The organism is Marivita sp. GX14005 (assembly GCF_023370775.1).
In the GTDB taxonomy this organism is placed as follows: Bacteria; Pseudomonadota; Alphaproteobacteria; order Rhodobacterales; family Rhodobacteraceae; genus Marivita.
Genome location: NZ_JAMCCQ010000001.1, coordinates 146,881 through 162,206, shown reverse-complemented (window position 1 = coordinate 162,206; position 15,326 = coordinate 146,881). Strand labels below are relative to the sequence as shown.

Sequence of the window (15,326 nt, the reverse complement as noted above, 5' to 3'; positions counted from 1 at the left end):
TTCGGTTCGGCGCATGCCGGTCACTTTCGTGTCGGTCACTGTTTCGCTGATGCTCGTGTCGGCGCACCCGATATGGGCGGCGGACAAGGGATCGGTCACGAACCTGCCTTTGCCGCGCTTCGTTTCGATGAAAGCGAGCGAGGGGAATGTCCGGCGCGGGCCGTCGCTGTCTCACCGGATCGATTGGGTCTACAAGAGGCGCAATATGCCTTTGCAGATCACGGCGGAGCATGGGCATTGGCGCCGTGTTCAGGATCGCGATGGCGCCGGCGGATGGGTGCATTACGCGCTTCTATCGGGTGTGCGCACCGCATTGGTCGAGGCCGAGCTGCTGGCGCTGCAGGCCCGGCCCGAAACCGGCGCGCCGGTTGTGGCGCAATTGTCCATGGGTGTTGTCGCGGAGTTGCGGCAATGCCGGGTCGACTGGTGCGAGCTGTCGGCGGGCGGCTATTCCGGCTGGGCGCCGAAGGAAGGGTATTGGGGCGTTCTGCCGTCGGAAACCTTCGAATAGGATGCAGCTTCGCGCTGCCATCCTGCGCGGCGCGCTCAGGCTGCCTGATGCAGCAGGATCGCCGCTTCGGAGGAGCTCAGGTTCCGCCGCGCGAAATCGCCATAGCCGTGAGGGCATGTTTCGACCTCGGGAATGAGTTGCGACAACCTTGCGCGGTCCACCGCATCCAGCGTCGAAAGGGCCGCATTCGCGGGATGGAAGCTTTCGGTTTCAACGCCGTTGGCGAAAAGGATTTCGTGCTTCGGCATGAGCATGTGGATATACGTCACTTCCTTGACGAGGAGATCCACGCAAACGCGTTCGTGATCGATCAGGTCGCGCGCCGCAACAAGCACTTCGGGTGCGTTGAAAAGATCGCGCGCCACCGGGCCCTTGACCAGCATCCGATGCTCCGGCGAAACGAGAAGATCCGCATCGGGCGCATCGATACCGAACAGGCCGGCGCGGATGCGGATCGGCCGCAATCGGGGCATCGCGAAGAGCCGCGCGCCGCTCATGCGCCGATGGCCCATCCAGCGGATGGGTTGCACGCCATTGTCCTTGGTCTGCACCGGATCGCCTTCGCGCAGCTCCTCGATCGGGCGCGCGCCTGCAGGCGTGAGAATCCGCGTTCCGGGGGTGAAGCAGATCACCGCGCCCTTGTGTTCCGCAAGCGTTTGAGGTGCGGCGTTGGCCAGCGCCGTATGCACGACCCACAAGTCGCGGTCGCGCGGTGGCGCCGCGTTGAGGAACATGAGCAGGGGCGGTTTGGCGGTTCCCGACTCGATCAGCGTCACGGTATAGGTCCGTGCGCCATCGGTGACGACGAAAGAGGCGTCGGCGACCGGATGTTCGGGCTCGAACGCCGTTTCGCGCGGCGCGGCGCCGATGGCCTCGCCGATCAATCGTCTGACCATGCGCGCGGCGCGCTCGCGCCGCTCCGCCTCGCCTTCCGCCTCTTCCAGCCGCAACAGATCGTTCGGCCCGTCAACGCGAACGGCCTCTCCGATCCAGCTCCATGCAGCGCCTGTTTTCAGCATGTCGGCCGGAGCCGCCTGAAGGCTGTCGATGGAGGTTTGCGCCCAGGAAATGACGAACGTGCCGTTGAAAGCCGTTCCCATTGTTCCGTTAGCCTGCCCGTTTTTGTTTTTTACAGACTAGCAAGCCGGATCGGCGGAAACCTGCCCGAAGTTTTCGTTAACTGAATATTAACGAAAACCGTGATTCCCGCGCAACGCTTTGCTGGGCTGGGATTATTCCGCGGGGCTGAAGCCCACGATCAACTGGCGCAGGCCGATCATCGCGCCGGTGAAAATCGCCGCGAAGGTGACGGGCGCGCTGAAGGCGAGCATGGAGAAGGCGCTGACGCCTTGCCCTATGGTGCAGCCCATCGCGATCACCGCTCCAGCGCCCATCAGCGCGGCGCCGAAGATCTGGCGCCGCAACTCGCGCGGGTCCTCGCAAGCTTCCCAGCGGAAATGACCTTTGATCAGCGATCCGGCGAACGCGCCGAGCCAGACCCCGGCAACGGAGCCGACGGCGAAACTGATCGGTTGCGCCGACCCGATCATCCACCAAAGAATGCTCTCGCCCAGAGGCGCGGCAAAGCTGTGCGAGACGACGGGCAACGCATCGAAGCCCGTGCTGGCCACCCACGCCGTGCCCGCCCAGCCGCTGACGATGGCGACCCCGACGAGCATGGCCCAGAAGAGCGCGCTCGGCTCTTCGGCGAACGCGCGCGTTGCGGCCGAGCTCGCAAAGATGACGAGCCCCATTCCCATGCCGATCCATGTCACCGGCAGGCCGATGAAAAGCGCCGCATGGTGGGCCAGCCCCGGCGGCGCATCGCCGGGTGCGATGGGCGATTGCGGAAAGACGAAATCGCGCAGGGGCGCAAGTGGGCCGTTCAGCACCACATAGGTCGACACGCCCATGACCAGAACGATGACGAAGCTGCGCAGATCACCGCCGCCGAGCCGGGCAATGGCGCCGTAGCCGCAATTGCCCGCAAGCGCCATGCCGTAACCGAACATCAGCCCGCCCGCGACGGAGGCCAGAGGCTGCCAGGCGATCGAGAGATAATATGTCTCGGGGCCGTCGAGCAGCCCGGCCTGCATCAAGGCGAAACTGCCGAAAACGGCCGTGCCGATGGCGATGCCCCACATGCGCAATCGGGTGTGGGAGCCGCCATGAAGCGCATCCTCGATGGCGCCCAGCGTGCAGAACCGCCCGAGCCGCGCGGCGAGGCCGAGAAGCGTGCCGCCGAAAAGGCCGACAAGCGCCACCAGAAGGGGTTCGGGAATCGTATCGAGCACAGGCGTTCCTCCCAAAACGTCTTGCGGTGATTATGCGCGGCCCTCGCGGCGCCGGCAAGGCGATCAGTCGTCCTGGCAGAAAAGCTCGTAGACACATTCCAGCATCTTGCGCGGACGATCATCGGCGAGCCGGTAATAGATCGTCTTGCCGTCGCGCCGGGGAATCACCAGCCCCTCGAGCCGAAGCCGCGACAATTGCTGCGACACCGCCGCCTGCCGCGCCGACAGCAGTTCCTCGAGTTCGGTCACGGTTTTTTCGCCCGAAACGAGGTGGCACAGGATCATGAGCCGCCCCTCATGACTGATCGCCTTGAGAAAATTCGACGCGGTCGTCGCTTTGTCGGCGATCCGGTCGAGATCGTCGGGCTTCATATTCGGGCTCAGCTGTGGAAGTGCCATATCCCTGCCTCCGGTCGTCTATTTGCCGCCCTGCGCCGGGGCCGGCTCGAAATCGGTATGCTCGCCCAGCATCTCGCCCAGCAACGGCCAGAAGAAATCCTCGCCCGGATAGCCTTCGATGCGGCCCAGTTCCGCGCCGTTCTCGATCAGGATGAAAGTCGGCGTGAAAACGACGCGGCGCGCATAGGTGATCCCCTCCGGCGGGCCGCTGCGCAAGTCCGCGCGAAGAAGCGGGGCGAATTGCCCCTCGTCCGTGTTGGGATAAGCCGGAGCGATCTCGGCATCCCAGCGCTGGCAATAGATGCAGCCCGGCTGCTCGACCATGACAAGCCGAGGATCGGCCACGGCGCTGCCGGCGGCGCATAATACGGCCGCAGACAGGGCGATGGATCTGAATGGGGCCGGCGAATTCATGTGCGACCGATTGACCTTTGTTTCATAAAACACCTAATCTGAATATGTGAATAATTCAAGGAATCTCGGTCCATGTTCGACATTTCCTTCGCAGGTGCGGCTCTTGCGGGGCTTCTGAGCTTTTTCACGCCCTGCATCCTGCCAATGGTGCCGTTTTACCTGTGCTACATGGCCGGAATTTCGATGAACGAGCTGCGCGGCGAGGAAGAGGTGCCACAGGGCGTGGCGTGGAACCTTGTCCTTTCGGCGTGTCTTTTCGCGCTGGGCGTGACGACGATCTTCGTTCTGCTTGGCATGGGGGCCACGGCGGTCGGGCAGGCTTTCGCGGACTACCGCGAGCCGTTGCGATATGTCGCGGCGGTGGTTCTGGCCGCGTTCGGGCTTCATTTCCTTGGTATCGTGCGGATCCCGATCCTCTATCGCGAGGCCAAGGTCGAGGCGAAGACCGAACCGACAACGTGGCTCGGCGCCTATATCATGGGGCTCGCCTTCGGTTTCGGCTGGACCCCTTGCGTCGGCCCGGCGCTGGCGTCGATCCTGATGATCGCGGGGGGCATGGGCGATGTCGTCAAGGGCGGGGCGCTGCTGCTGGTCTACGGGCTCGGCATGACATTGCCCTTCATCGTCGCGGCGCTGTTTTCCGGGCCGTTCCTGCGCTGGACGGCGCGCAATCGCGGGCTGCTGGGCTATGCCGAACGGGTGATGGGCGGTATGCTGATCGTCTTCGCGCTGCTCATCGCGACCGATACCGTCAACCTGATTGCGAACGCGATGCTGCGCTGGTTCCCGGCGTGGTCGTCGCTGGGATGAAGCTTTGAATACGGAGGAGGAAGGATGAAACATCTCATGGCGAGCGCGCTGGCGCTGATGATGGCCCTGCCGGCCCATGCGGCGGAAATGGGTGACGACGGGCTGCACAAGCAGCCCTGGATGCGCGACACGTTCAAGGATTTGCGCGAGGATCTCGAAGAGGCGAATGCCGAGGGAAAGCGGCTGGTTCTCTTCTTCGAACAGCGCGGCTGCATCTACTGCACGCAGATGCATGAGGAGGTGTTCTCGGACCCCGCGATCAGCGACTATATCGCCGACAATTTCTTTGTCGTGCAGCTGAACCTGCATGGCGATATCGAGGTGACGGATTTCGATGGCGAGGCGCTGCCCGAAAAGGACATGGCGCAGCGGTGGCGCGTGATGTTCACGCCCAGCATCGTGTTCCTGCCCGAGGAGGTGCCCGAGGATCAGACCGCGCTTGAGGCGTCGGTCGCGGTCATGCCGGGCGCGTTCGGGAAGGGCACAACCATCGATATGTTCACCTGGGTCAACGAAAAGCGCTATTTGCTTGATAATGGAGAGGATTTCCAGCGCTATCATGCGCGGCGCATCCAGGAGCGCAGCAATGGCAGTTTCGACTGACGGCGAAAGATTCATACTCAATTATTCACGAATGTGAATTTGATCTTGCGTGAATCGCTGTCGGTGGCCTACGGTATGCAAAGCCACATTTCGCCCGCACCTAAGACGGGCGGCAAGGGAGGAAGGATGAAGCTAACAGGAATTTCGGCGGCTATCGCGCTTTGCGCGTCTGCCGCATTGGCGAACCCGATCGTGCCGGCAGAGGTCGATTATACCGAGTATGGTGAGATCGAGGCGTCGCTTTCGGGCACCCCTGGCGATGCGGATCGCGGCCGGGAAATCATGATCAATCGCGGCAAGGGCAATTGCATCGCTTGCCACGAGGTGACGGCTCTCAAGGACGCGCCGTTCCATGGCGAGGTTGGCCCGACGCTGGATGGGATCGGCGAATACCGGACCGAAGCGGAGCTGCGCGGCATCGTCGCCAACGCGAAAAAGACGTTCGAGGGCACGGTGATGCCGGCGTTCTACAAGACCAGCGGCTTCATCCGTCCCGGCGACGGCTATACCGGAAAGGCCGCGCAGGGGGAGCTTGAGCCGATCCTGTCGGCACAGGAGATCGAAGACGTGGTGGCGTTTCTCATGACGCTGAAAGACGGCTGAGCCGTTCCACATTGAGTTAGGAGAGAAAGATGGATTTCACGAGACGCGAAGCCTTGGCGATTGGCGGAGCAGCGGCGCTGAGCTTCGTTCTGCCGCTGCGCGCGAATGCCGCGGTCGATGATCTGATCGCCGAGTTCACCGGCGGAGCCGATATCGGTGACAGCGGTGTCGAATTGACCGCGCCCGAAATCGCGGAGAACGGCAACACCGTTCCGATCGAAGTGTCGGCTCCCGGCGCATCGGCCATCATGGTGCTGGCCGCCGGCAACCCGACGCCGCCCGTCGCGACGTTCAATTTCGGCCCGCTGGCTGCATCCCAAACCGCGAGCACGCGCATCCGTCTGGCCGGAACGCAGGACGTGATCGCCATCGCCAAGCTGGAAGACGGCAGCTTCGCCCGCAGCGCCAAGACCGTGAAGGTCACCATCGGCGGCTGCGGCGGCTGACGCCCGACACATCAATTCAGGAGAGATCAAGACATGGCATCCGGAGTAAAACCCCGCGTCAAGGTTCCCAAATCCGCTTCGGCGGGCGACGCGATCACGATCAAGACGCTCATCAGCCACCCGATGGAATCCGGCCAGCGCAAGGATGGCGACGGCAATACCATCCCGCGCTCGATCATTAATCGCTTCACCTGCGATTTCAACGGCGAGAACGTCATCGATGTGAAGATGGAACCGGCGATTTCCACCAACCCCTATTTCGAGTTCGAGGCCCAGGTGCCCGAAGCCGGTGAATACAAGTTCACCTGGTACGACGATGACGGGTCGGTCTACGAAGAAACCAAGGCGATCGCCATCGGCTGATCCTATCCTGCCCCATCATTCGGGGCAGGACCGCCAAGACCCGCCGCACATGAATGGCGGGATAGCCCAAGGGGAGGACAGGAATGAAACTGAAGGCGATGACGGCGCTCTGCGCCACGCTCGCCGTCGCGGCGCCGTTGGCGTTCGCGGGCGGCCCGGATGATGACACGCTTGCCATCGACGGCGAAGAAATGGTCACAAAGACGGACGCGCCGGCGCATATGGAGGAAACCGGCATCGATACGGTCATGTCGGGCTGGCATTTCCGCGAGGATGACACGCAGGCGATGCAGGCCGATACGTTCGACAATCCCGGCATGATCTTCGTCGATCAGGCGGTGGATATGTGGAACACCGCCGAAGGCAGCGCGGAGAAATCCTGCGCCTCTTGCCATGAAGGGCCGGACTCCATGGAAGGCGTCCGCGCGGTCTATCCGAAGTGGAACGAAGAGGCCGGCGAGGTGCGCACGCTCGCCATGCAGATCAACGATTGTCGCACGGAGCGCATGGGCGCGGAGCCCTTTAAATATGACGGCACCGACATGACCGCCATGGAGGCGCTAATCTCGGTGCAATCTCGCGGCATGCCCGTCAATGTCGCCATCGACGGCCCGGCGGCAGAGACATGGGAAAAGGGCAAGGAAATTTACTACACCCGGTTCGGCCAGCTCGAACTGTCTTGCGCGAGTTGCCATGAAGAGAATTACGGCAATTACATTCGCGCCGATCACCTGAGCCAAGGGCAAATCAACGGGTTTCCGACCTACCGGCTTAAGCAGGCCAAGCTGATCCAGCAGCATAACCGCTTCAAGGGCTGCATCCGCGACACACGGGCCGAGACCTACTCGCCCGGTTCGCCGGAATTCGTGGCGCTCGAGCTTTATGTCGCCTCGCGCGGCAACGGCCTGTCGGTCGAAGCTCCGGCGGTTCGCAACTAGCCAATTCCCCGTGCCGGAATCGGTGCGGGGATTTGCACAGATATATTATTCACACATGCGAATGTGTGGGGTGAAATTGAGGAAGGCATGACCAAATGATCTCAAGACGCGATTTCCTTCAGGTGTCGATGGCGGCCTCTGCGCTTGTCGGGGCGTCGGGTTTCGGCAACTGGTCCCGGCTCGCGGCACAGCAGGCGCTGACGCAGGAACAGCTGTTGCAGTTCGACACGTTCGGGAACGTGTCTCTCATCCACGTCACCGACATTCACGCCCAGCTCAAGCCGATCTATTTCCGCGAGCCGTCGATGAATATCGGTGTCGGCGCGAACAAGGGCGTTGTGCCGCATGTCACCGGGGCCGAGTTCCGCCGGCTTTACGGCATCGACGATGGCAGCCCCTCGCATTACGCACTGAGCTCCGGCGATTTTTCGGCACTGGCGCGGGAATATGGCCGTGTCGGCGGGCTCGACCGCGTGGCGACGGTGGTGAACGCAATCCGCGCGGACCGGCCGGATGCGCTCTTGCTCGATGGGGGCGATACATGGCACGGCTCCTACACCTGCTATCACACCGAGGGGCAGGACATGGTCAACGCGATGAACGGGTTGAAGCCGGACGCGATGACCTTCCACTGGGAATTCACGCTCGGCTCTGACCGCGTGGCCGAGATCGTCAAGGGGCTGCGCTTTGCCGCATTGGGCCAGAACATCTTCGACGCCGAATGGGACGAGCCGGCAGAGCTTTTCCCGCCCTACAAGTTCTTCGAACGCGGCGGCGTCAAGATCGCGGTGATCGGGCAGGCCTTCCCCTACATGCCGATCGCGAATCCGGGCTGGATGTTCCCCGAATACAGTTTCGGCATCCGCGACGAGAACATGCAGGCGATGGTCGACGAGGTGCGCGCGCAAGGCGCGGAGCTTGTCGTGTGCCTCAGCCATAACGGCTTCGACGTCGACAAGAAGATGGCCGGCGTGGTCAAGGGGATCGATGTGATCCTGTCGGGCCATACGCATGACGCGCTGCCCGAGCCGGTGCTGGTCGGCGATACGATCATCGTCGCTTCCGGGTCCAACGGGAAATTCGTCAGCCGCGTCGATCTGAACGTGCAGAACGGGCGGATGATGGGCTTCCGTCACAAGCTGATCCCGATCTTCTCGGACGTGATCGAACCCGATGCGGAGATGACCGCGCTCATCGATGAGCAACGCGCGCCCTATGAGGCCGAGCTGAAAGAGGTGATCGGCCAGACCGACAGCCTGCTTTACCGGCGCGGCAATTTCGATGGCTCCTGGGACAACCTGATCTGCGACGCGCTGCTGAGCGAGCGCGAGGCCGAAATCGCGCTGTCTCCGGGCGTGCGCTGGGGGCCGAGCCTGATTCCGGGCCAGGATATCACCCGCGAGGATATCTGGAACGTCACCTCGATGACCTATGGCGAAGCCTACCGGAGCGAGATGAGCGGCGAGATGCTCAAGATCGTGCTGGAGGATGTGGCCGACAATATCTTCAACCCCGATCCCTATTACCAGCAGGGCGGCGACATGGTGCGCACCGGGGGGCTGGGCTACCGCATCGACATCAGCAAGCCGCAGGGCGAGCGCATCAGCGACATGACCCTTCTCAAGACGGGCGAGCCCATCGATCCGGGGCGGAATTACGTCATCGCGGGCTGGGCCTCCGTCAACGAAGGCACCGAAGGGCCGAAAATCTGGGACGTGGTCGAGGCGCATATCGCCAAGCTCGGCACCGTCACCGTTTCCGACAATGACAGCGTCACCGTTGTGGGCGCGTAACTCAAGCAGAGCGTGAGACATGTCTGACAGTTTCAAACCCTCCCGCCGCGCGTTCCTGCGCGGCTCGGCGGCCGCCGCGGCCGGCCTGACCGCGGGCACCGCGGCGCGGGCGCAATCACCCGATCCGCTGATCACCGAACCGCAGGACTGGGCGATCTATTTCGGCGATTCCGTCGATGCGCATCCCTATGGCATGCCCATCGAATACGAGAGCGACGTGATCCGCCGCAATGTCGAATGGCTGACCGCCGATACGATTTCATCGATCAACTTCACGCCCATCCATGCGCTCGACGGGACGATCACGCCGCAGGGCTGCGCCTTCGAGCGGCATCATTCCGGCGCGATCGAGCTGCGCAAGGAAGATTACCGCCTGATGATCAACGGGCTTGTCGATACTCCGCTGGTCTTCACCTATGACGATCTGGAACGCTTCCCGCGCGAGAACCATGTCTATTTCTGCGAATGCGCGGCCAATACCGGCATGGAATGGGCCGGCGCGCAGCTGAACGGGGCGCAGTTCACCCACGGCATGATCCACAACATGGAATATGCCGGCGTGCCATTGCGCACCCTGCTGGAAGAAGCGGGGCTCGATGCGGCCGGCGATCTGGCGGACAAATGGGTCTTTGTCGAAGGCGCCGATGCGTCCTCGAACGGGCGCTCGATCCCGATGGAAAAGGCGCTTGACGATGTGCTCGTTGCGTTCAAGGCAAACGGCGAGGCGCTGCGCAAGGAGCACGGGTATCCGGTGCGGCTCGTCGTGCCGGGCTGGGAAGGCAATATGTGGGTTAAATGGATCCGCCGGATCGAGGTCATGGACGGCCCCGTCGAGAGCCGCGAGGAGACCAGCAAATACACCGACACGCTGGCCGATGGCACCAGCCGCAAATGGACATGGGTGATGGATGCCAAATCCGTCATCACATCGCCCAGCCCGCAATCCCCGATCAAACACGGCCACGGGCCGCTGGTCATCTCCGGTTTGGCCTGGTCCGGCCACGGCGCGATCACGCGGGTGGATGTGTCGAAGGACGGCGGCAAGACATGGGAGACCGCGCGGCTGGCCAAGCCGGGCGAGAAGATGGCGCTGACGCGCTTCTATCTCGACACGACATGGAACGGCGAAGAGATGCTGCTTCAGGCGCGGGCGATGGACGAGACCGGATATGTCCAGCCGACCAAGGACGAATTGCGCGAAGTGCGCGGCGAAAACTCGATCTATCACAACAACTGTATCCAGACCTGGCATGTGATGCAGAACGGGGAGGCGGAAAATGTCGAAGTTTCCTAGCGCAATCACCGTCGCGTTTGTCGCGCTTGCTGCAACGCAGGCCATGGCGGGCGACACGTTCGGCCTTGGCCGCGAGGCATTGCCCGAAGAGATCGCTGCCTGGGATCTGGATGTGCGCCCCGATGGCAGCGGTTTGCCTGTCGGCTCTGGATCGGTGGCTGATGGAGAGAGGCTCTTTTCCGACAATTGCGCCGCCTGTCACGGCGAATTCGCCGAGGGCGTCGGCAACTGGCCGGAACTGGCGGGCGGGGAGGGCACGCTGGCGGATGCCGATCCGGTCAAGACGGTCGGCAGCTATTGGCCCTATCTTTCAACCGCCTGGGATTACGTCCATCGCTCCATGCCCTATGGCAACGCCCAGTCGCTGGAGCCGGATGAGGTCTACGCCATCGTGGCCTATATCCTCTACTCCAATTTCCTGGTCGACGACGATTTCGTTCTGAGCAACGAGAATTTCCTTGAAGTGGAGATGCCGAACGCTGACGGGTTCATCGTCGATGACCGTGCCGAGGCGGAATATCCGCAATGGCGGCGCGAGCCCTGCATGACCGCGTGCAAGGACAGTGTCGAGATCACCATGCGTGCCACGGTGCTCGACGTGACGCCCGACGAGGCGGATACGAATTGACCGGTATTTGGTATAGTATGAATGGCGATGGTTGAGACACGATGACAGCGCGCGCGCTTGCGGCTTTTCTTATTGCTCTGACCCCGGCAGGGGCCGGGGCCGAAGAGGAGGCGCGCGCCATTGGCGACGCGGGGCGCGGCGCGGTCCTCTTCGAGCAGTGCAGCGGATGCCATGAGGTCGGGCCGGGTGCCGAGAACGGGATCGGCCCGCATCTCAACGGCATATTCGACCGCAAAGCCGGGGCCGTGACCGGATTTTTCTACTCCAAGGCGCTCGAGCGGGCGGCGGCGGACGGGCTGATCTGGGATCTGGAGCATCTCGATGCCTATCTCGAGAACCCCAAGGCGCTCGTCACCGGCACGCGCATGTCGTTTCGCGGGATCGCCTCGTCGCGGGACCGATCCGATGTTTTGGCCTATCTGCGCCGGTATTCCGACGATCCTCAGAACATACCCGAAGCCGCGCCGACCGCGCGGGCACGCGAGGTCGATCTTTCGGCAGAGGTTCTGGCGCTTGTCGGCGACGCGGAATACGGCGCCTATCTTTCGAGCGAGTGCACCACGTGCCACCAGCAGGACGGATCGGATGCCGGTATCCCGTCGATCACGCGCTGGCCGGTCGAGGATTTCGTGATCGCGATGCATGCCTACAAACGCAAGCTGCGACCGCATCCGGTGATGCAAATGATGGCCGGCCGCCTGTCGGACGAAGAGATTGCCGCTCTGGCGGCGTATTTCGCCGAAGCGCGGTAAGGATCGTTTCCCGCAGCGAAGATTTGGGGTTAGGGTAAAACGTAGGGAGGAACGACCATGAAACTCAGCAGAAGAACATTCGTCGGAACCGGTCTGGCGGCGGCATCGATGTCCGCGCCAATGCTGCACGCCGCCTCGGAGGGCAGACCGAAGGTCGTCGTCATCGGCGGCGGGGCGGGGGGCGCCACGGCGGCGCGCTATATCGCCAAGGACAGCGCCGGCGAGATCGACGTCACGCTGGTCGAGCCGAGCCGAAGCTATTACACCTGCTTTTTCTCGAATCTCTATCTCGGCGGCTTTCGTGACCTGCAGAGCATCGCGCATTCCTATGGCAGGCTCGCGGCGGAGTATGGGATCAATGTGGTGCATGACTGGGCCACCGGCATCGACCGCGATGCGAAGACCGTATCGCTGGCCGGAGGTGGAACGCTGCCCTATGATCGGCTGATCCTGAGCCCCGGCATCGATTTCGTCGACGGCTCCGTGCCGGGTTGGGATATCTCGGCACAGAACGCGATGCCCCACGCCTACAAGGCCGGCAGCCAGACGCAACTGCTCAAGGCGCAGATCGAGGCGATGCCGGAAGGCGGCACCTTCGTGATGATCGCGCCGCCCAACCCCTATCGCTGTCCGCCGGGGCCGTATGAACGGATTTCGATGGTGGCGCATGTGCTCACGGCGACCAACCCGACCGCCAAGATCCTCATCGTCGATCCGAAGGAGAAGTTTTCCAAGCAAGCGCTTTTCGAGGAAGGCTGGCAGAAGCACTACACCGGTATGATCGAGCGGATCGGCCCCGATTTCGGCGGCCAGAACGTATCTGTCGATCCCGGCGCGATGCGCGTCGATATCGACGGCGAAATCGTCGAGGCGGATGTCGTCAACGTGATTCCGGCGCAGCAGGCGGGGCATATCTGTGCCGCGGCCGGCTTGACCGAGGGCGGTTGGGCGCCGGTAAACGGGCATGACATGACATCGCGGATGGACGAGGCCATTCATATCCTGGGAGATGCGACGAACCAGGGCGACATGCCGAAATCGGCGTTTTCGGCCAACAGTCAGGCCAAGGTCGCGGCGATGGCGGTGCGCGGGGCGCTGACCGGTGCGCGCGTGTTTCCGGCGAAATTCTCGAACACCTGCTGGTCGCTCATCGACACGGAGGACGGTGTAAAGGTGGGCGCGACCTATGAGGCGACCGACGAGAAGATCGCCAAGGTCGACGGGTTCATCAGCCAGACCGGCGAAGACGCGGCGCTGCGGAAGCAGACCTTCGAGGAGAGTCTCGGCTGGTATAAGGGGATCACGACGGATATGTTCGGATAGGATCGGATCGCTGGGCGATCCGACCGGTTGGGGGGCCAGCCCCCCAAACCCCCCGGAGTATTGTCAACGAGAAGAAAGGGGCTTCGGTTGAAGATCGAGAGCCTCGATCATCTTCGGGATCTTCTTTCTGAGCTTGAAATACCCGGCAGTCGCGTTGGGCCATGTCAGGCGGTCGTAATCCCGCAGCAGGCGGATGACCGGGATCGCGGTGACGCCGTTCAGGATCGTTGCGGCGGGTCCGACGGGCGGGTAGGCGGTGACGATCTGTTCGGCGCCGCGAGCGCTTGCCCATGTTTCGATATCTTCGGCTGTTTCAAGGTTGCGCGTTGGCGATCCGATATTGCGGGAATGGCGGGCGATTGCGTCTTCGATCAGCGCTTGTTTGAAGGACAGGACGTTCGGTGACACATTCAGCGGACTGATACCGGCGCCGGCCTCGAGCGTTGCCGTGGCTGCGGGGGACACCCCGAACGCGAAGAGCCAGCCGAGTTCGAGATCGTCGTCATGCACCAACAGCACGCTGCGTTTGCCGGGATCGAAGCTGTCGCCGGTCGGAGCGGCGATGGGTGCGGGGTGGGGCGGGCCGTCGATCGGTGCGGGATCGCGGGCCAACTGGCCCTTAGGGTTGAAACGGCCGCCGGTGAAACGGGCGATGTTATCGGGCGCGGCGACATAGTGCTTGCCGCGGGAGTGCAGCCCCGCGACCCAGCGCCAGCTCAGCGTGTTGGAGGCCGGATCGCCGTCGAGCAGATGGCGCAGGAAAAAATCCGCACCGAGTTCCCAGGGCAGGCGCAGGGTGAAAATCCAGATCGAGGCGAACCACATGCGGGCATGGTTGTGCAGGTATCCGGTTTCGGCCAGTTCCGCCGCCCAATGATCGAAACCGTCGATGCCGGTTTGGGCGGTGCAGGCCGACCGCCATCGCTCGCGCAGGTGCGACTGGGTTTGAACGTCGTCCCAAGCGCGCAGAAGGCCGTTCCGGTAGTCCTGCCAGACCGACGGGCGCATCTCCAGCCAGCCCTTGAAATAGGTGCGCCAGAAGAGCTCCTGCACGAATTTGGAAGCCGCGTGCATATCGTGTTCGGCCAGAGCGGCACGCAGAATTTCAGGTTCCGTCAGCACGCGGTGGCGGATATAGGGCGAGAGGGTCGACACGGCATTTCGGCGCGCATCGTCGAAATTCCGGCCTTCGGCATAGGCGCGTCCGGCATGCGGGATAAAGGCGCGAAGCGTTGCAAGGGCCGCATCGCGGGATGGGGGAAACGATCTTGGCATGGGCGGCAGATAAGCCCGGGGGCCGCGCGGTCAACAGCTGCACGCCATCGACCCCCCTTGCAGCCCCCCGAGGGCAACACTAGTCTCTGCCCAACTCGCAACCGCTCCGCCCTATCGGTGGTCCAGAATTCAGGCAGGCACAGATGAACGATCCTTTCGAGACCTATATGAACACGCTCGTCCCCATGGTGGTGGAGCAGACGAGCCGCGGCGAGCGGGCCTATGACATTTTCTCGCGGCTGCTCAAGGAGCGGATCATCTTTCTGAACGGGCCGGTGCATGACGGGATGTCCTCGCTCATCGTCGCGCAGCTGCTGCATCTCGAGGCGGAGAACCCGTCCAAGGAAATCAGCATGTATATAAACTCGCCCGGCGGCGTTGTGACGTCGGGCCTGTCGATTTATGACACGATGCAATACATCAAGCCGAAGGTGTCGACCCTCGTGATCGGTCAGGCGGCCTCGATGGGATCGCTTCTGCTCACGGCCGGTGAGGCGGGGATGCGCTTTTCGCTGCCCAACAGCCGCGTCATGGTGCACCAGCCGTCCGGCGGATACCAAGGTCAGGCCACCGATATCATGATCCATGCGGAAGAGACGCTGAAGCTCAAGAAGCGGCTCAACGAGATTTATGTCAAGCATACCGGGCAGAGCCTCAAGAAGGTCGAACAGGCGCTAGAGCGCGACAATTTCATGTCCCCGCAAGAGGCCAAGGAATGGGGCCTGATCGACGAGATCGTCGAGAACCGGGTCAAGAAGGACGAGGACGAATAATCGTGATTGGCCGCATCGGCGATGGTGTATTTTGCCGTTGTGGCCCAAACCGCGCTGTCCTAAGGTTCGGATAGGAAATACGGCACACGCATGAGGGGAGCGTCTGG

At 62.7% G+C, this 15,326-nt stretch carries 18 protein-coding genes; 13 read left to right on the top strand and 5 right to left on the bottom strand.

The features are described from left to right. Nucleotides 1-49 precede the first annotated feature (49 nt). Nucleotides 50-511 (top strand): SH3 domain-containing protein, encoded by a 462-nt coding sequence (locus M3465_RS00855; protein ID WP_249500832.1) that lies wholly within the window; start codon nucleotides 50-52, stop codon nucleotides 509-511. 35 nt (nucleotides 512-546) lie between these two features. Here the strand turns inward: M3465_RS00855 and M3465_RS00850 are convergent, their stop codons facing one another. From M3465_RS00850 to M3465_RS00835, 4 genes are all read right to left on the bottom strand, one after another. Further along, a complete protein-coding gene (locus tag M3465_RS00850) occupies nucleotides 547-1,611 on the bottom strand; it encodes a Hint domain-containing protein (protein ID WP_249499812.1) in 1,065 nt (354 codons plus the stop codon). 132 nt (nucleotides 1,612-1,743) lie between these two features. Continuing rightward, nucleotides 1,744-2,805 (bottom strand): YeeE/YedE family protein, encoded by a 1,062-nt coding sequence (locus M3465_RS00845; protein ID WP_249499811.1) that lies wholly within the window; start codon nucleotides 2,803-2,805, stop codon nucleotides 1,744-1,746. A gap of 63 nt (nucleotides 2,806-2,868) precedes the next feature. Further along, complete coding sequence (locus tag M3465_RS00840; RefSeq protein ID WP_249499810.1) at nucleotides 2,869-3,204, bottom strand: ArsR/SmtB family transcription factor; 336 nt, start codon at nucleotides 3,202-3,204, stop codon at nucleotides 2,869-2,871. Between the two features lie 18 nt (nucleotides 3,205-3,222). After that, nucleotides 3,223-3,618, bottom strand: a complete 396-nt coding sequence (locus tag M3465_RS00835) for a thioredoxin fold domain-containing protein (RefSeq protein ID WP_249499809.1) — start codon at nucleotides 3,616-3,618, stop codon at nucleotides 3,223-3,225. A gap of 72 nt (nucleotides 3,619-3,690) precedes the next feature. Between M3465_RS00835 and M3465_RS00830 the strand changes: the two genes are divergently transcribed. The 11 genes from M3465_RS00830 to M3465_RS00780 all read left to right on the top strand — a co-directional run bounded on the left by M3465_RS00830 (nucleotide 3,691) and on the right by M3465_RS00780 (nucleotide 13,171). Next, nucleotides 3,691-4,428: a cytochrome c biogenesis CcdA family protein gene (locus tag M3465_RS00830; RefSeq protein WP_249499808.1), complete on the top strand. Its 738-nt coding sequence runs from the start codon at nucleotides 3,691-3,693 to the stop codon at nucleotides 4,426-4,428. 24 nt (nucleotides 4,429-4,452) lie between these two features. Then, nucleotides 4,453-5,031, top strand: coding sequence for a thioredoxin family protein (locus tag M3465_RS00825; protein WP_249499807.1), 579 nt, complete (start codon nucleotides 4,453-4,455; stop codon nucleotides 5,029-5,031). Nucleotides 5,032-5,157: 126 nt separating this feature from the next. Then, on the top strand, nucleotides 5,158-5,634 hold the full coding sequence (soxX, locus tag M3465_RS00820; protein ID WP_249499806.1) for a sulfur oxidation c-type cytochrome SoxX: 477 nt from the start codon (nucleotides 5,158-5,160) through the stop codon (nucleotides 5,632-5,634). 29 nt (nucleotides 5,635-5,663) lie between these two features. After that, the gene (soxY, locus tag M3465_RS00815) at nucleotides 5,664-6,080 is read left to right on the top strand and encodes a thiosulfate oxidation carrier protein SoxY (RefSeq protein WP_249499805.1); all 417 of its coding nucleotides are present in this window, start codon (nucleotides 5,664-5,666) and stop codon (nucleotides 6,078-6,080) included. Nucleotides 6,081-6,113: 33 nt separating this feature from the next. Then, on the top strand, nucleotides 6,114-6,443 hold the full coding sequence (gene soxZ / locus M3465_RS00810) for a thiosulfate oxidation carrier complex protein SoxZ (protein WP_249499804.1): 330 nt from the start codon (nucleotides 6,114-6,116) through the stop codon (nucleotides 6,441-6,443). A gap of 83 nt (nucleotides 6,444-6,526) precedes the next feature. Further along, nucleotides 6,527-7,381: a sulfur oxidation c-type cytochrome SoxA gene (soxA, locus tag M3465_RS00805; RefSeq protein ID WP_249499803.1), complete on the top strand. Its 855-nt coding sequence runs from the start codon at nucleotides 6,527-6,529 to the stop codon at nucleotides 7,379-7,381. 95 nt (nucleotides 7,382-7,476) lie between these two features. Further along, on the top strand, nucleotides 7,477-9,174 hold the full coding sequence (soxB, locus tag M3465_RS00800) for a thiosulfohydrolase SoxB (RefSeq protein ID WP_249499802.1): 1,698 nt from the start codon (nucleotides 7,477-7,479) through the stop codon (nucleotides 9,172-9,174). Between the two features lie 19 nt (nucleotides 9,175-9,193). Beyond that, nucleotides 9,194-10,468, top strand: coding sequence for a sulfite dehydrogenase (gene soxC / locus M3465_RS00795; RefSeq protein WP_249499801.1), 1,275 nt, complete (start codon nucleotides 9,194-9,196; stop codon nucleotides 10,466-10,468). Further along, a complete protein-coding gene (locus M3465_RS00790; RefSeq protein WP_349305014.1) occupies nucleotides 10,452-11,096 on the top strand; it encodes a c-type cytochrome in 645 nt (214 codons plus the stop codon). The genes soxC and M3465_RS00790 overlap by 17 nt, the downstream gene beginning before the upstream one ends. A 41-nt stretch (nucleotides 11,097-11,137) precedes the next feature. Then, complete coding sequence (locus tag M3465_RS00785; RefSeq protein WP_249499800.1) at nucleotides 11,138-11,848, top strand: c-type cytochrome; 711 nt, start codon at nucleotides 11,138-11,140, stop codon at nucleotides 11,846-11,848. Between the two features lie 57 nt (nucleotides 11,849-11,905). Next, a complete protein-coding gene (locus M3465_RS00780; RefSeq protein ID WP_249499799.1) occupies nucleotides 11,906-13,171 on the top strand; it encodes an NAD(P)/FAD-dependent oxidoreductase in 1,266 nt (421 codons plus the stop codon). Between the two features lie 63 nt (nucleotides 13,172-13,234). Here the strand turns inward: M3465_RS00780 and M3465_RS00775 are convergent, their stop codons facing one another. Then, the gene (locus M3465_RS00775) at nucleotides 13,235-14,446 is read right to left on the bottom strand and encodes an FAD-binding domain-containing protein (protein WP_249499798.1); all 1,212 of its coding nucleotides are present in this window, start codon (nucleotides 14,444-14,446) and stop codon (nucleotides 13,235-13,237) included. 143 nt (nucleotides 14,447-14,589) lie between these two features. On the opposite strand from M3465_RS00775, the gene M3465_RS00770 reads away from it, so the two are divergent. Beyond that, nucleotides 14,590-15,219 (top strand): ATP-dependent Clp protease proteolytic subunit, encoded by a 630-nt coding sequence (locus M3465_RS00770; RefSeq protein ID WP_249499797.1) that lies wholly within the window; start codon nucleotides 14,590-14,592, stop codon nucleotides 15,217-15,219. Nucleotides 15,220-15,326 lie beyond the last annotated feature (107 nt).

Excerpts from the sequence above, each read along its gene's own strand:
- soxC (WP_249499801.1), top strand. The coding sequence starts at position 9,194 with ATGTCTGACAGTTTCAAACCCTCCCGCCGCGCGTTCCTGCGCGGCTCG.
- M3465_RS00830 (WP_249499808.1), top strand. The coding sequence starts at position 3,691 with ATGTTCGACATTTCCTTCGCAGGTGCGGCTCTTGCGGGGCTTCTGAGC.
- M3465_RS00770 (WP_249499797.1), top strand. The coding sequence starts at position 14,590 with ATGAACGATCCTTTCGAGACCTATATGAACACGCTCGTCCCCATGGTG.
- M3465_RS00775 (WP_249499798.1), bottom strand. The coding sequence starts at position 14,446 with ATGCCAAGATCGTTTCCCCCATCCCGCGATGCGGCCCTTGCAACGCTT.
- M3465_RS00825 (WP_249499807.1), top strand. The coding sequence starts at position 4,453 with ATGAAACATCTCATGGCGAGCGCGCTGGCGCTGATGATGGCCCTGCCG.
- soxB (WP_249499802.1), top strand. The coding sequence starts at position 7,477 with ATGATCTCAAGACGCGATTTCCTTCAGGTGTCGATGGCGGCCTCTGCG.
- soxZ (WP_249499804.1), top strand. The coding sequence starts at position 6,114 with ATGGCATCCGGAGTAAAACCCCGCGTCAAGGTTCCCAAATCCGCTTCG.
- M3465_RS00790 (WP_349305014.1), top strand. The coding sequence starts at position 10,452 with ATGTCGAAGTTTCCTAGCGCAATCACCGTCGCGTTTGTCGCGCTTGCT.
- soxY (WP_249499805.1), top strand. The coding sequence starts at position 5,664 with ATGGATTTCACGAGACGCGAAGCCTTGGCGATTGGCGGAGCAGCGGCG.
- M3465_RS00855 (WP_249500832.1), top strand. The coding sequence starts at position 50 with ATGCTCGTGTCGGCGCACCCGATATGGGCGGCGGACAAGGGATCGGTC.
- M3465_RS00840 (WP_249499810.1), bottom strand. The coding sequence starts at position 3,204 with ATGGCACTTCCACAGCTGAGCCCGAATATGAAGCCCGACGATCTCGAC.
- soxX (WP_249499806.1), top strand. The coding sequence starts at position 5,158 with ATGAAGCTAACAGGAATTTCGGCGGCTATCGCGCTTTGCGCGTCTGCC.
- soxA (WP_249499803.1), top strand. The coding sequence starts at position 6,527 with ATGAAACTGAAGGCGATGACGGCGCTCTGCGCCACGCTCGCCGTCGCG.
- M3465_RS00835 (WP_249499809.1), bottom strand. The coding sequence starts at position 3,618 with ATGAATTCGCCGGCCCCATTCAGATCCATCGCCCTGTCTGCGGCCGTA.
- M3465_RS00785 (WP_249499800.1), top strand. The coding sequence starts at position 11,138 with ATGACAGCGCGCGCGCTTGCGGCTTTTCTTATTGCTCTGACCCCGGCA.
- M3465_RS00780 (WP_249499799.1), top strand. The coding sequence starts at position 11,906 with ATGAAACTCAGCAGAAGAACATTCGTCGGAACCGGTCTGGCGGCGGCA.
- M3465_RS00850 (WP_249499812.1), bottom strand. The coding sequence starts at position 1,611 with ATGGGAACGGCTTTCAACGGCACGTTCGTCATTTCCTGGGCGCAAACC.